This is a genomic window from Paraburkholderia sp. HD33-4 (assembly GCF_021390635.1).
Taxonomy (GTDB): Bacteria; Pseudomonadota; Gammaproteobacteria; order Burkholderiales; family Burkholderiaceae; genus Paraburkholderia.
The window spans coordinates 746,523-759,631 of the sequence record NZ_JAJEJS010000001.1 but is presented as its reverse complement, the minus strand read 5'-3'; the positions used below and the strand labels follow the sequence as shown (position 1 = coordinate 759,631).

General features: G+C 65.2%; 14 protein-coding genes. 3 read left to right on the top strand and 11 right to left on the bottom strand.

Annotation, left to right across the window (positions count from 1 at the left end; genetic code table 11):
* Positions 1-34: 34 nt before the first annotated feature.
* The 6 genes from L0U84_RS03400 to L0U84_RS03375 form a co-directional block, all read right to left on the bottom strand.
* Positions 35-1,186 (bottom strand): Gfo/Idh/MocA family protein, encoded by a 1,152-nt coding sequence (locus L0U84_RS03400; protein ID WP_233847744.1) that lies wholly within the window; start codon positions 1,184-1,186, stop codon positions 35-37.
* Positions 1,187-1,238: 52 nt separating this feature from the next.
* Complete coding sequence (locus L0U84_RS03395) at positions 1,239-2,288, bottom strand: sugar phosphate isomerase/epimerase family protein (protein WP_233847742.1); 1,050 nt, start codon at positions 2,286-2,288, stop codon at positions 1,239-1,241.
* A gap of 65 nt (positions 2,289-2,353) precedes the next feature.
* Positions 2,354-3,316, bottom strand: coding sequence for a substrate-binding domain-containing protein (locus L0U84_RS03390; RefSeq protein ID WP_233847741.1), 963 nt, complete (start codon positions 3,314-3,316; stop codon positions 2,354-2,356).
* Between the two features lie 100 nt (positions 3,317-3,416).
* Complete coding sequence (locus L0U84_RS03385; RefSeq protein WP_233847736.1) at positions 3,417-4,430, bottom strand: ABC transporter permease; 1,014 nt, start codon at positions 4,428-4,430, stop codon at positions 3,417-3,419.
* Entirely contained in the window at positions 4,411-5,898 is a 1,488-nt protein-coding gene (locus L0U84_RS03380) for a sugar ABC transporter ATP-binding protein (protein ID WP_233847735.1), read from the bottom strand. The genes L0U84_RS03385 and L0U84_RS03380 overlap by 20 nt, the downstream gene beginning before the upstream one ends.
* A gap of 3 nt (positions 5,899-5,901) precedes the next feature.
* Positions 5,902-6,990 carry a LacI family DNA-binding transcriptional regulator gene (locus tag L0U84_RS03375; RefSeq protein WP_442793968.1) on the bottom strand — a complete coding sequence of 363 codons (1,089 nt, stop codon included), beginning with the start codon at positions 6,988-6,990 and terminating at the stop codon, positions 5,902-5,904.
* 290 nt (positions 6,991-7,280) lie between these two features.
* Here L0U84_RS03375 and L0U84_RS03370 point away from each other — a divergent pair, with 290 nt between their 5' ends.
* Both L0U84_RS03370 and L0U84_RS03365 read left to right on the top strand, forming a co-directional pair.
* Positions 7,281-7,934, top strand: coding sequence for a protein-L-isoaspartate O-methyltransferase family protein (locus L0U84_RS03370; protein ID WP_233847734.1), 654 nt, complete (start codon positions 7,281-7,283; stop codon positions 7,932-7,934).
* An 89-nt stretch (positions 7,935-8,023) separates the two neighbouring features.
* Positions 8,024-8,347: a rhodanese-like domain-containing protein gene (locus L0U84_RS03365; protein ID WP_233847733.1), complete on the top strand. Its 324-nt coding sequence runs from the start codon at positions 8,024-8,026 to the stop codon at positions 8,345-8,347.
* Between the two features lie 215 nt (positions 8,348-8,562).
* On the opposite strand, the gene L0U84_RS03360 is transcribed toward L0U84_RS03365, so the two are convergent.
* Positions 8,563-9,267 carry an SDR family oxidoreductase gene (locus tag L0U84_RS03360; protein ID WP_233847732.1) on the bottom strand — a complete coding sequence of 235 codons (705 nt, stop codon included), beginning with the start codon at positions 9,265-9,267 and terminating at the stop codon, positions 8,563-8,565.
* A 319-nt stretch (positions 9,268-9,586) separates the two neighbouring features.
* Here L0U84_RS03360 and L0U84_RS03355 point away from each other — a divergent pair, with 319 nt between their 5' ends.
* Positions 9,587-10,198 (top strand): TetR/AcrR family transcriptional regulator, encoded by a 612-nt coding sequence (locus L0U84_RS03355; protein ID WP_233847731.1) that lies wholly within the window; start codon positions 9,587-9,589, stop codon positions 10,196-10,198.
* Between the two features lie 77 nt (positions 10,199-10,275).
* Here the strand turns inward: L0U84_RS03355 and L0U84_RS03350 are convergent, their stop codons facing one another.
* The 4 genes from L0U84_RS03350 to L0U84_RS03335 all read right to left on the bottom strand — a co-directional run bounded on the left by L0U84_RS03350 (position 10,276) and on the right by L0U84_RS03335 (position 12,995).
* Positions 10,276-11,133, bottom strand: a complete 858-nt coding sequence (locus L0U84_RS03350) for an enoyl-CoA hydratase/isomerase family protein (protein WP_233847730.1) — start codon at positions 11,131-11,133, stop codon at positions 10,276-10,278.
* Between the two features lie 122 nt (positions 11,134-11,255).
* Positions 11,256-11,933, bottom strand: a complete 678-nt coding sequence (locus L0U84_RS03345; RefSeq protein WP_233847728.1) for a VOC family protein — start codon at positions 11,931-11,933, stop codon at positions 11,256-11,258.
* 545 nt (positions 11,934-12,478) lie between these two features.
* Positions 12,479-12,679 (bottom strand): DUF6900 domain-containing protein, encoded by a 201-nt coding sequence (locus L0U84_RS03340; RefSeq protein ID WP_233847726.1) that lies wholly within the window; start codon positions 12,677-12,679, stop codon positions 12,479-12,481.
* A complete protein-coding gene (locus L0U84_RS03335) occupies positions 12,657-12,995 on the bottom strand; it encodes a DUF6900 domain-containing protein (RefSeq protein ID WP_233847724.1) in 339 nt (112 codons plus the stop codon). Before L0U84_RS03335 ends, L0U84_RS03340 begins: the two co-directional genes overlap by 23 nt.
* Positions 12,996-13,109: the final 114 nt, after the last annotated feature.

Sequence of the window (13,109 nt, the reverse complement as noted above, 5' to 3'; positions counted from 1 at the left end):
CAGCTTCGCCCGCCTGGCGCTTTGTTGCAACGCCTCACGCCCCGTCGATCTCCACCCACCGTCCATCCGCCGCACTGCTTTTCAGCACCGCCTCGATAAACCGCAGACCGTCGACGCCATCGTCCACCGTCGTCAGCAACAGGCTCTCCGCCGGCGCCGCGCGGCCATCGTTGAACGCATCGATCTGCAAGGCCGCATCCTTGTACAACTGCGCGAACGCTTCCAGATAGCCTTCCGGATGCCCGGCCGGCACGCGCGTCGCATGCGCGGCAACCGCGCTTTTCACCCGAGCGCGTGTCAGTCTCTCGGCAGCGCCGCCCAACGGCGTGAACCACAACGCGTTCGGCTCCTCCTGATCGAACGCGAGCCCGGCCTTCGTGCCATACACGCGCAAGCGCAGCGCGTTCTCCGCGCCGCTCGCCACCTGGCTCGCCCATAGCATGCCGCGCGCGCCGTTCGCATAACGCAGCATCGCCTGCACGTGATCGTCGATACGACGCCCAGGCACGAACGTGTGCAACTCGGCCGACAGCGCGCGCGGCATCATCCGCGTCACGAAAGCGGCCAGCTGATACGCGTGCGTGCCGATATCGCCGAGGCACCCGGCTGGCCCCGCCAACGCCGGATCGGTACGCCAGCCCGCCTGCTTGTTCGCGCCGCCGGTTTCGAGCGGCTCGGCGAGCCAGTCCTGCGCATACTCGACCTGCACGACGCGAATCTCGCCCAGCTCGCCACGTTCGATCAGCTCCCGCGCATGCCGCACGAGCGGGTAGCCCGAGTAGGTATGCGTCAACGCGAACAGCCGTTTTCTTGACTGCGCGAGCTTCGCGAGCGCTTCGCCTTCGGCGAGCGAAACCGCGAGCGGCTTGTCGCAGATCACGTGAATGCCCGCGTCGAGAAACGCCGTCGCGACCGGCGCATGCAGATGATTCGGCGTGACGATCGCGACCGCGTCGATGCCGTCGTCGCGCGCGGCCTCGGCGCGCGCCATCTCTTGCCAGTCCGCGTAGCTGCGCGCGATGCCCGCTTCGACGGCGCTCGCCCGCGCGCGCTCGGGATCGGACGACAACGCGCCCGCCACCAGTTCGAAACGATCGTCGAGCCGCGCGGCGATCCGGTGCACCGCGCCGATGAACGCGCCCTGCCCGCCGCCGACCATGCCCAGCCTGAGCCTTCTTCGCTGCATTGCTTGCGCTCCCATGTGTTGCGTCGCCGTCTGTGGCGTCGTCATGCCTCGTTCAGATGCCCAGCACGCTCTTCAGCTGCGCGGTATCGACCCCGCTGCCCGCGAAGTCATCGAATGCATGCTCGGCCACGCGGATGATGTGCCGCCGAATGAACTCCGCGCCTTCGCGCGCGCCGTCGTGCGGATGCTTCAACGCGCATTCCCATTCGAGCACCGCCCAGCCCGGAAAATCGAACTGCGCCATCTTCGAGAAGATCGCGCCGAAGTCGATCTGCCCATCGCCGAGCGAGCGAAAGCGCCCCGCGCGATCGACCCAGCCGCTATACCCGCCGTACACGCCCTGCTTGCCGGTCGGACGAAACTCCGCGTCCTTCACATGAAACGCCTTGATGCGCTCGTGGTAGATGTCGATGAACGCGAGATAGTCGAGCTGCTGCAGCACGAAGTGGCTCGGGTCGTACAGGATGTTCGCGCGCGGATGCTGTTTGACCGCCGCGAGAAAGCGCTCGAACGTCACGCCGTCGTGCAGGTCTTCGCCCGGATGCAGTTCGTAGCAGACGTCGACGCCGGCCGCGTCGAACGCATCGAGAATCGGCGTCCAGCGGCGCGCGAGTTCGTCGAACGCGGCTTCGACGAGACCGGCCGGCCGCTGCGGCCACGGGTACAAATACGGCCACGCCAGCGCGCCCGAAAACGACACGTGCGTGCTCAGGCCCAAACGACGCGACGCCTGCGCCGCAAGCTTCATCTGCGCGCTCGCCCACTCCGTGCGGGCCGCCGGATTGCCGCGCACGTGCGGCGCGGCGAAGCCGTCGAACAGCGTGTCGTACGCCGGATGCACGGCGACCAGTTGCCCCTGCAGATGCGTCGACAGTTCGGTGATCGCGACGCCCGCGTTGTCGACGGTCTCGCGCAGTTCGTCGCAGTACGCGTCGCTCGCGGCCGCTTTCTCCAGGCCGATCAGGCGCGGGTCGCACGGCACCTGGATGCCCTTGAAGCCGAGACCCGCGGCCCACTCCGCGAGATGCGCGAGGTTGTCGAACGGCACGTCGTCGCCCATGAACTGGGCGAGAAAAATCGCCGGCCCTTTGATGGTTTTCATCGATCGGTTCCTCGAATTTTGCGCGCGGGCCGCACCCGCGCGCCGGACGATGCCCGGAGTGCCCGTTAGAACGGCGAGTCCGGGAAATAGAACTGCTGCGCGTTTTCCTTCGTGATCAACACCGACGGAATGATCGTCGTGGGCGGCAGCTTGTCGCCCTTCAGCCGCGCCTCGGCCGTCAGCTTGATCGCGTCGTAGATGAATTTCGGTGAGTACGATACGTCGGCTTTGATCATCGGCGCACCGTCCATCACGTTCTTCACCATGCCCTTCGAGCCCGCGCCGCCGAACACGATCTTGATGTCGTTGCGCTTGGCCTGATCGATCGCCTTCAACACGCCGACCGCCATGTCGTCGTCGGCGGCCCACACGGCGTCGATGTGCTTGAAGCGCGTCAGGTAGTCCTGCATCACCTTGAACGCGTCGTCGCGATTCCAGTTCGCGTACTTCGCGTCGAGAATCTTGATGTCAGGGTAGTTCTTCAGCACGCCGGTGAAAGCGGTCCAGCGCTCGTTGTCGAGCGTGGTCGGAATGCCGCGCAGCGCGACGATGTTGCCCTTGCCGTCGAGCGCCTTCGCCAGATACTCGGCCGGAATCTTGCCGAACGCGGTGTTGTCGCCGGCCACGTAGGCATCCTGTGCGCTCGTGTTAGTCAGACCGCGATCGACCACCGTCACGTACACGCCTTTTTTCTTCACCTGCTCGACCGGCTGCGTCAGCGTCGCCGATTCGTACGGGAAGATCACGAGCGCGTTGATCTTGTTGACCGTCACGAGATCCTGCAACTGGTTCGCCTGCTCGGGCGCGTTGGCCGCGGTCTTCACGATCACTTTCAGATCGGGATGCGCCTTTTCCAGATCTTCCTTCGCCTTGTTCGCCCACCAGACGATGCCGCCGGTGAAGCCGTGATCGGCCGTCGGAATCGCGACGCCCAGCGTGACCTTGTCGTCGGCGCGCGCCGCGCCCGCCGTGCCCAGTATCCCCAACGCCAGCACGCCGGCGCCGATCGCTCGAATGACTTGCTTCATGGTGTGTGTCTCCAATCATGAGGCGTTCGCTCGCCCCGATTTTTCGGACCTGCCGTTGGTTTACCGCGCCTGCCTTGCTACCCCTGCTTGCAACGCACTTCTACCGTCGTCCGCGCTGCACGAACGCGACGAAAATAATCACGACGCCCTGCACCGCCGCGTTCAGATACACGCTGATGATGCTGGTCAGGTTCAGGATGTTGGCGATCACCGACAGCAGGATCGCGCCGATCACGGTGCCGATCACGCGCCCCTCGCCGCCTTTGAGCGCCGTGCCGCCGACGACCACCGAGGCGATCGCTTCGAGCTCCCACAAGAGGCCCGTGGTCGGCGTGGCGGAGCCGAGGCGCGGCACGTAGAGCACGGTGGCTACGCCCACGCAGATCCCGAGCAGCACGTACGTGACGATCTTGACCGTATCGACGCGAATCGCCGCATAACGCGCGACCTGTTCGTTCGAGCCGATCGCCTGCACGTGCCGGCCGAACGCGGTGCGATTGAGGATCAGCGAGCCGCCGGCCGCGACCACGAGGAATACCCAGATCGGCACCGGCACGCCGAACAGGCTCGCGTAATAGACGGGACCATACAGGTCGGATAGAGAATCATTGAGCGTCAGCGCGCCGCCATCGGCGAGCCATGTCAGCACCGCGCGAAAGATCCCCAGCGTGCCGAGCGTGACGATGAACGGCTCGATGCGCCCTTTGGTGATCAGCAACCCGTGCGCGCAACCGAACAGCGCGCCGAGCACGAGCGCCGCCACGATGCCGATCGTCACGATCAGCAACGGCGGCAGCGCATGACCGGACGCACCGGCCGCGAGCCCGTTCATCAGCCAGATCATGATGCCCGCGATCAACGCCGCCATCGAGCCGACCGACAGATCGATGCCGCCCGAGATGATCACGAAGGTCATGCCGACCGCGATGATGCCGATGAACGACGTGCGCGTGAGCACGTTCATCAGGTTGTCGAGCGTCGCGAAGTCGCGGTTGAGCAGCGTGCCGACGATGCACAGCAGAATCAGCCCGGCAAGCGGCCCGAGGGTATAGAGCCGCTGCGCGACGCGCAGCGCGCGGCGTGATTGCACGGCTTCAGTGGGTGCCGGTCGCATGAGCGATCAACTCCTCTTCGGTCAGATGCTCGAGCGTCAGCGTCGCTTGCAGGCGTCCCGCGCGCATCACGGCGACGCGATGACACAAGCCGATCAGCTCGATCAGTTCGGATGAAATGACGATCACCGCGCGGCCCTGCGCGGCGAGACGATGAATCAGGAAGTAGATGTCGCGTTTCGCGCCCACGTCGACGCCGCGGGTCGGCTCGTCGAGCACGATCACGTTCGGGTCGGGCTGCAGGAACTTCGCGAGCGCGAGCTTCTGCTGGTTGCCGCCCGACAGCATGCGCGCGCGGCTCGACAGGTCGCCGGTGCGGATGCCGAAATCGCCGACGGCCTTCTGCAACGCCGCGCGTCCCGCTTTCATGTCGAGCAGCGGATGCGCAAAGCGTTCGAGCGTCATCAGCGTGACGTTGTCCTGCAGGCTCATGTTGACGTGCAGGCCCTTGCCCTTGCGGTCCTCGCTCAGATACGTGAGACCGTTGCGCATCGCGTCGCGCGGGCTTTTCAGGTCGACGGGCCGGCCGGCGATTTCGATCGTGCCGCCGGTGCGTTTGCGCAAGCCGATGATTGCCTCGAACGCTTCGGTGCGGCCCGCGCCGACGAGGCCCGCGAAGCCGAGCACTTCTCCCGCGCGCACCTCGAAGCTCAGGTCCTCGACCCAGTCGGGCACCGTGAGGCCGCTCACCCGCAACGCGATCGGCGTGTCGGCGGCCACCGTGTGCTTGTCGGGGAACATGTCGGACACGTCGCGACCGACCATCAGGTTCGCCATCTGCTGACGCGCGAGCCCCGAGGTTTCGCCGCGCGCGACGAAGCGGCCGTCGCGCATCACGATCACTTCGTCGGTGATGCGCTCCACCTCATCGAGCTTGTGCGAGATGTAGACGATCGTCACGCCGTCGGCCTTCAGCTTCAGCATCAGCGCGAACAGACGTTCGGTTTCGGCGGGCGTCAGCGTCGCGGTCGGCTCGTCCATGATCAACAGACGCGCGCGGCGCGACAGCGCCTTCGCGATCTCGACCATCTGCTTCTCCGCCACGATCAGCTCGCGCACCTTCGTGTCCGGCGTCCGTTCGAGCCCGACCTGCGCGAGATAGCGCGCGGCTTCGCTGCGCATCGAGGCATCGTCGACGAACCAGCCGCGGCGCTTCTCGTGACCGAGGTACATGTTCTGCGCGATCGTCAAATGCTCGGCTAGGTTGAACTCCTGATGGATCAGCACGATGCCCTGTGCCTCAGCCTCGCGCGAACCGGTGAAGCGCTGCGCGTGGCCATCGACCAGCACGCTACCCGAGGTGGCCGTTTCATAACCGGCGAGGATTTTCATCAGCGTCGACTTGCCCGCGCCGTTCTCGCCGAGCAGACCGTAGATGCGGCCGGGCGCCAGCTCGAAGCTCACGCCGTGCAGCACGCGCACTGGACCGAAGTCCTTGCGGATGTCGTCGAAGCGGATCGCGAGGCTCATGGTTCACGCGCTCCCACGAATCACGAGACGATGCGGCAGCAGCACGCCAGGCACGTTGGCCTGCGGATTCGCGAGGCGTTGCAGCAGCAGACGCGCGGCGGTCTCGCCGAGCTCGCGCATCGGTTGCGCGATCGTCGTGAGCGGCGGATCGATCTGCGCGGCGAGCGAGATGTCGTCGAAGCCGGCCACCGCGACGTCGTCGGGCACGCGCTTGCCGACGCTGCGCAAGCCGTGGATCACGCCGATCGCGAGCGTGTCCGACACCGCGAAGATCGCGCTCGGCGCATCCTGTTGCCGCATCAACTCGGCCGCGGCCGAGGCGCCCGCCTCGTAGTCGAGGCTGTTCAGATTCATGCGCCAGCGCGGATCGGGCGCGATGCCCACATCGCTCAACGCGTCGAGGTAGCCCTGCTGACGCTGGCGCGCATACAGATAGTCGACGTCGGAGTTGATGAGGCCGATGCGCCGGTGGCCGCGCGCGAGCAGATGACGCACGGCGTCGCCGGCCGCGCGATAGTTGTCGATGCCGACGTACGGCACGCCCATCTCCGGATCGAACTCGCAGCACGCGACCCACGGCAGCGCCTGCGCCGCTTCGCCGAGCGCCTGCTGGATCGTCGCCGGATCGAGGCAGATCGCGCCGTCCGCGCGGTGGCGCCGCAGCATGTCGAAGTAGCTGCGCTCACGGCCCGGGTCCGCGCCGGTGTCGCATAGCAGCATGAAATAGCCGTGCTGACGCGCGACGCTGTCGATGCCGCGCACGATCTCCGCGTAAAACGGATTGCCGAAGTCCGGCACCATCGTCAGCAGCAGACGGCTTTCGGCGGTGCGCAGATTGCGCGCGAGTTCGTTCACGCGGTAGCCGCTCGCATCGATCGCGGCGAGCACCCGGTCGCGCGTGGCGGGCCGCACGTTGTCGTGACCGTTCAGCACGCGCGACACGGTCGCGACCGACACGCCCGCCTGCTCGGCCACGCCCCCGATCGACGGGCCGTCGGCCGCGCGCGACTGCCGCCTCTGTGACTGAGATCGAGCTTGACTGCCAGCGCCGGAGAACACGGCCGGCGACGATCGGGACGGCGTTCGGGACACACGACCTCGCAGCAAAAATGTAATCGATTACATTTTTTAGCGATGTCGATGCGAATCGCAAGGACCGATTGCTAGGGATTAATACGGGGGCGGCCCGGCCTGGCGCTTGTCCGCGAGCGTCCGGGGCAAGTCCGCCATTTGGTACAATCCCGCAGTTACCCTGACGCGGCTTGCAAAGCGAACGCCTTGCTCCAAAGCCGCGGCCGCAGGCAATCCGCCGGGGGCCGGGTCAGGACAAAAGTCAGCGGCAGCCGCCGCCCGCTCGCCAAACCAAAACCGCCGAATCCACCATGAACATCGAGCAAGCGCGTTTCAACATGATCGAACAGCAGATCCGCCCCTGGGAAGTGCTCGACCAGGACGTGCTGAATCTGCTGTCGATCGTCAAACGTGAGAATTTCGTACCCGCCGCTTACCGCGACCTCGCATTCGTCGACTTCGAAGTGCCGCTGCCGGCCGGCCAGCACATGCTGGCGCCGCGCGTCGAGGCGCGCGTGCTTCAGGAACTGGCGGTGAAGAAGCACGAAAGCGTGCTCGAAATCGGCGCGGGCTCGGGTTACATGGCGGCGCTGCTCGCGCATCGCGCGCAACACGTGCTGAGCGTCGACATCGAACCGGAACTGGCCGAACTCGCGAAGAGCAACCTGATCGCCAACGGCGTGCTGAACGTCGAAGTCGCGACCGGCGACGCCGCGCGCGGCTGGACCGGCGCGGCGCCGTACGACGTGATCTGCGTGTCGGGCGGTTTGCCGGTGCTGCCGCAGGAAATCCTCGAACAGCTCAAGGTCGGCGGCCGTCTCGCGGCGTTCGTCGGCAGCGCGCCGGTGATGAAGGCGCAAGTCATCACGCGCATCGACGACAAGCAATTCCGCATCTCCGACGTGTTCGAAACCTACGTCGAGCCGCTCGCCAATGCGGTGCAGCCGGCGCGGTTCAGGTTCTGAGCGGCGTTTTTCCCCTGCGCTTCGAACTGTATTGTTGATCCGGACGAGCGGCGAACAAGCCGCCGTCCTTTGAACTGGATGTCCCGCTGATGCAAAACCTGACCGCTCCCGCACTCGCCGAATGGCTCGCCGATACCTCGCGCCCCGCACCCGTGCTGCTCGACGTGCGCGAGCCGTGGGAACTGCAAACGGCGTCGATGGCCGGCATCGTGTCCATCCCGATGCGCGAGATTCCCGCGCGCAGCGAAGAACTCGATGACGACGCGCAGATCGTCTGCATCTGCCACCACGGCGCGCGCAGTGCCCAGGTCGCGATGTTCCTCGAATCGCGCGGCCACACCAAAGTGTTCAATCTGCAAGGCGGCATCGACGCGTGGTCGCGTCAGGTCGACCCGTCGGTTCCGACTTACTGAGATTCACCACGGGGTAGCACTTTAAAGCGGCGCAAGGGCGGCAGTCCTTGCGCCGCTTGTCGTTGGTGCTGCGCCTGAAACGGTGGGGTCCCCCCGTAAGGTCAACGACCTTGCGGGGTTTTGTTTTTCCTGCCCTGCCAGTCATCGTTCAATCTCGTCGGTCAGGCGGGTCGCCATTCATTGCGGTCGCAATGTGTTCAGGTGCTCCGGCAGCTTCAGCGCGGCAGCGGTGCGTCCAGATAGATGCCTGCCGACAGACCGGCCTTCGCCTGCCGCGTGAACTCGTCCGTGGACACTTCCTCCGCTCCGGCCTCGATCGCGTCATAGGCCTGGCTCACGACGTCGGCCGGCGTCGCCTTCGCCACGTCCAGCCCGCTCGTCAGATCCGTATCGATGAAGCCGGCATGCAACCCGACGACCTGCGTGTGCTGCTCGCGCAGCGAATGACGCAGGCCGTTGGTCAGCCCCCACGCGGCTGACTTCGACACGCCGTAACCGGCGAGGAGCGGCCGGTTCAGCCAACTCGCGACGGACAGCACGTTCAGGATCGCGCCACCGCCATTGGCGGCGAGCTTGCTCGCGAACGCGCGCGACATCGCCAGCATCCCGAACACGTTGGTTTCGAAGTGATCGCGCAACGCCTCGGGCGCGCCTTCGTCCATCAGGCTGCCGTACCGCGCAATACCCGCGTTGTTGATCAGCAGCGTGACGTCGCGCGCCGCTTCGGCGGCCGCGGCCACGGCCGCCGGATCGGTCACGTCGAGCTTCACGGGCACGACGCCCGGCAGCGTCACGCTGGCCGGATCACGCGCGCCCGCGTAGACCTTCCGCGCGCCCCTTGCGAGCGCCTGTTTCGCGAACTCGAGGCCAAGCCCACGGTTCGCGCCGGTCACGAATACAACAGCACCTTCGATCTTCATAACACTTCCTTTCGCATGATGAATCGCATGCGCGCCGGCTCGCCGCGCGCGTGAGATCCGGTGAAAACAAACCTGCCATTGCGTACCGAACCGTTGCACTGCCGGGCGGCGCCAACTTCGGCCGGCCGTCGGCAGCAAACACCGCAATGGACCACCATCCGTGCCTTGCCGGCCTTGCTTCGCGTTGTCCGCGAAAGTCGGCTACACTTGTGTCAATGGTGATCACCATCGACTTGCGACGCATTGTGTCAGCGCAATTCAAACATGTCAATGGTGATCAACATTATGTTTTTCAATCGTCGAGATTAGGGAGGGACCGATGGGTGTGTCACGACAGCAGGCCGCCGAAAACCGCAACGCGATCGTTGCGGCGGCCGAGCGGCTGTTCCGGGTACGCGGCGTCGAGGCCGTAGGGCTCACGGAACTGATGAAGGAAGCCGGTTTCACGCAGGGCGGCTTCTACAACCACTTCAGGTCGAAGGACGCGCTGGTCGCCGCAGTGATGGAAAAGGCAATGCATGACTACGCGGATTCGCCGAACGCCGGCAGTGTGGAGAAGCAGGCGGCGCGCTACCTGTCGGCCGCGCACCGCGACAACATCGAGGCCGGGTGCCCGCTGTCGGGCTTCGCCGGCGACGCTCCACGGATGACCGACGCGGCACGTGCGTCCTACGCGCACGGCCTCGCCGTGTATCTCGACCGGCTGGCCAACATGGTTGCCAGGGACGGTGCGACGCCGGAACAAACCCGTCGCGAGGCAATTGCGACGTTCAACCAGATGGTGGGGGCGCTCGTGCTGTCGCGCGCGATCGCAGGCGCGGATCCGGCCTTCGCCGACGAAATCCTCGACGCGGGGCGTCGCACGCTCGTCGACGCGCTCGACGACCCGGTCACGCCCGACAGCGGGCGCCACGGCAGTTCGGATATCTAAGACGCCGCCTGCGGCCCGGGAAACCCTGGGTGCGAATGTGTCGATCGGCGGGGGTAGCACGATTGACTCGCAAAGGCCTAGCCCTTCTGCGCGCTGGTGAGCGGCGGGTCTGCGTCACCGTCGCCCTTCTGCCCTAGCGCAGGCAGGTATTTGCCGAAGTTCATTTCGAAGTCGCTGGGAACGCCGTAGGCCAGGTTACGGAGCTTGGCACGGCGGGCCTGCCCGTTTGGCGAGGCTAGCGCCGGGAAGAACAGGTCGATGCTCGACTGCAGTTCCGCACCCGTCGGCCTTCCGAACCGATTGACCTGAGCTTTCGCCGCGCCGAGCGTTTCGCGGTCGAATGAGGCCAGACGTTGGGCAAGCGTATCGACAAAGGGATCGAGATCGTCATCGTCCAACGTGCGGTTCACCCAGCCATAGCGTTCGGCGATGTCCGCATCGAAATCGTCGGCGCTGAGGACAATCTCGAGTGCCCGCGAGCGGCCGACCAGGCGTGGAAGCCATTCCAGCGCTCCGCCGGCCGGTACAAGGCCGACGCCGACCTCCGGGTTGCCGAATATCGCATTTTGCCGGCTGGCGAAGCGCATGTCGCAGGCCAGCACGAACTCGTTACCGATGCCGCGCGTGCGGCCGCGAATCTTGGCGATGCTCACGACCGGCGCCGACGAGAGGCGTAGCACGCAGTCGCGCCAAAGGCCCAGCACCTCCGGCCGTTCGGCAGCCTTGGCGACGTCGAGATGGGCGACGAAAAAGTCGGGATTCGCCGACTGGAACACGACGACCTTCACGGACGGGTCTGCCTCGAGGTCGGTCAATAGCGCTCCCAGTTCGACGATCGTCGCAGGAACGAACATGTTGATCGGCGGGTTGCTGAAGGTGACCGTCCACCGGCCCGGATAGGTGCGGTCGATGTCGAGCTGCGAAGATTCGGACATGGTGCTTCTCCTGAGGCGATGGCTGGACAGCGCTGCGTTCAAGCGGTCTCGGGTCGCCCCAGCTTGCACTTCAGGGACCTCTACTGCGCAGAAGAGCCGGTTGAAGAATCAGAGGCGCCAGCTCACAAAGGCAAGTCCCTGCCTGCCTGCTCACTTGCCATGTACTCCGCGTACCATTCCGGCCAATTCTCATCGCGTTGGCCGCCGGTCCGTTTCTCGTGCTCGCCGTGCGCCGCCTCCGCCCGCCGGAGCGCCGCCGCGAGATCCGCGGTCGAAATGAAGGTCGTGGCGTCTGTGTCAAGGCGACCGGGCGCCCGCTGAGTGAGCTCCTGGAACAGCCAGCCATTGCCGTCAGGATCGCTAAACGAGGCAAACGAGCGATAGCTGCGTTGCTCGGGGTCCCGACCGCTAATGCGGGTCCGCCCGAACAGATAGGGATCATCCGGGCCGGCGTATGCGCCAGCGGCATCGTGAAACACTTCACTCATCTCGACTCCACGTCCCAGCAGCTCCTTGCGAGCTGCCTCGACGTCGGAGACGATCAGGTACAGCCCCTGTGCGGAACCGGGTGTGGCCGCTGTAACGTTCTTGCCGAAGATGACCGAACACCCGGAACCGGGCGGCGTGAACTGGATTACGCGGAAGTAGCCATCGTCGGAGGCAAAGTCGGCGTCAAGCCTCCACCCCAAGCCGCCGTAAAACTGCTTGGCGCGATCGACGTCGGAAACAGGGATGACGACGACCTCGAGCTTCATGTCGACGCCCCGCACGTTCGGGGTCCCGACTGCAGCGACGCTCATGTGAACCTCCCACCGTTTCGGCCGCAATGCGGCCTTCGAGATCGACGACAGGGATTAGTGGCGACTCGGGCAGCTGCGCACAACTATCGACGATTTGGCCTGGCGTTCGGCAGCCGCCAGCGTCGACGCACACGCAATGTACCTCCGCGCCGACAACGCCCGCCGTCGTAGACCTGAGTCATATCGTAGGTCGGCCTAATTACGAAATCCTCTCATCGTGACGCCATCGTCGGATGGAGACAGGACTCGTCGGATTGGGACAGGACCTCGGCCGTGAACCTCGGCAGGCGACGGCAAAGGGCCTCATACCATCCGATTGCCGCGCACGAAAGACGAACCGTTTCCGATCGCAAGATGCCTTCGAAGATGCCATAACGAGGAATTCGAGAAGCTCGAAAGCGAGCGGAAGCGATATGCGAGTGCCTCTGCCTGAGATGCCGCACCCGTGAGCGCATGATCCAAAAAACGAAAAGCCCATGCACTGCACGGGCTTCTGGTTGTGGCGGGTCGCCGGCGAGGACCGAAATCCTTCGCCAGCTCTTCCATCAATGCAGCTCGGCGTTGTACCCGACGTTCAGGCCCATCCGGTACGCCTGCTCGAGCGCGCTGGCGATGTCCCGGACCCGAACCATACGAAGGTCCGCCGCGGTACGCCCGCGTTCCTCCAGAGAGTCGAGCGCCATCGTTTCGGCGGCGATCGCCTGCAACGCGAGCCAGTGAGGATCATTCCTGAGTGTTGCACTCATGCTCGCCTCCTTGCGGTTCGTTACTCGCGCAGGTACGCAGCCACTTGCTGGCGGTAACCCGCACGCCATCCTGCTCGTCACGACAGACCAGTTTGGACGGCAGTGCCTGCCCCTGCTCCATGCGACTCACCCGGTGACCCATCAGCAGGCCAAGGTCGTACGCCCGCTCGAGCGCCTGCGCGAGACTGGCGATTCGCACCAGATGGACGTCGGTCGTGACCTTCCCCGACTCCACCAATGAGGGTACGCCCAGCTCTTCACGGGCAATCGCCGCAAGCGGCTCCCAGTGAACTTCGTTTCTTTCTTCCACTTCCATGACCAGGACCTCCTTCGTAGTCCCACCTTACTGACTGTAAGTTTACGGTCATGAACGCCACTACCCGGATGGCATTCGGTCGCACCTGGAGTAGGCAGTCGCTTAATTCGCCGT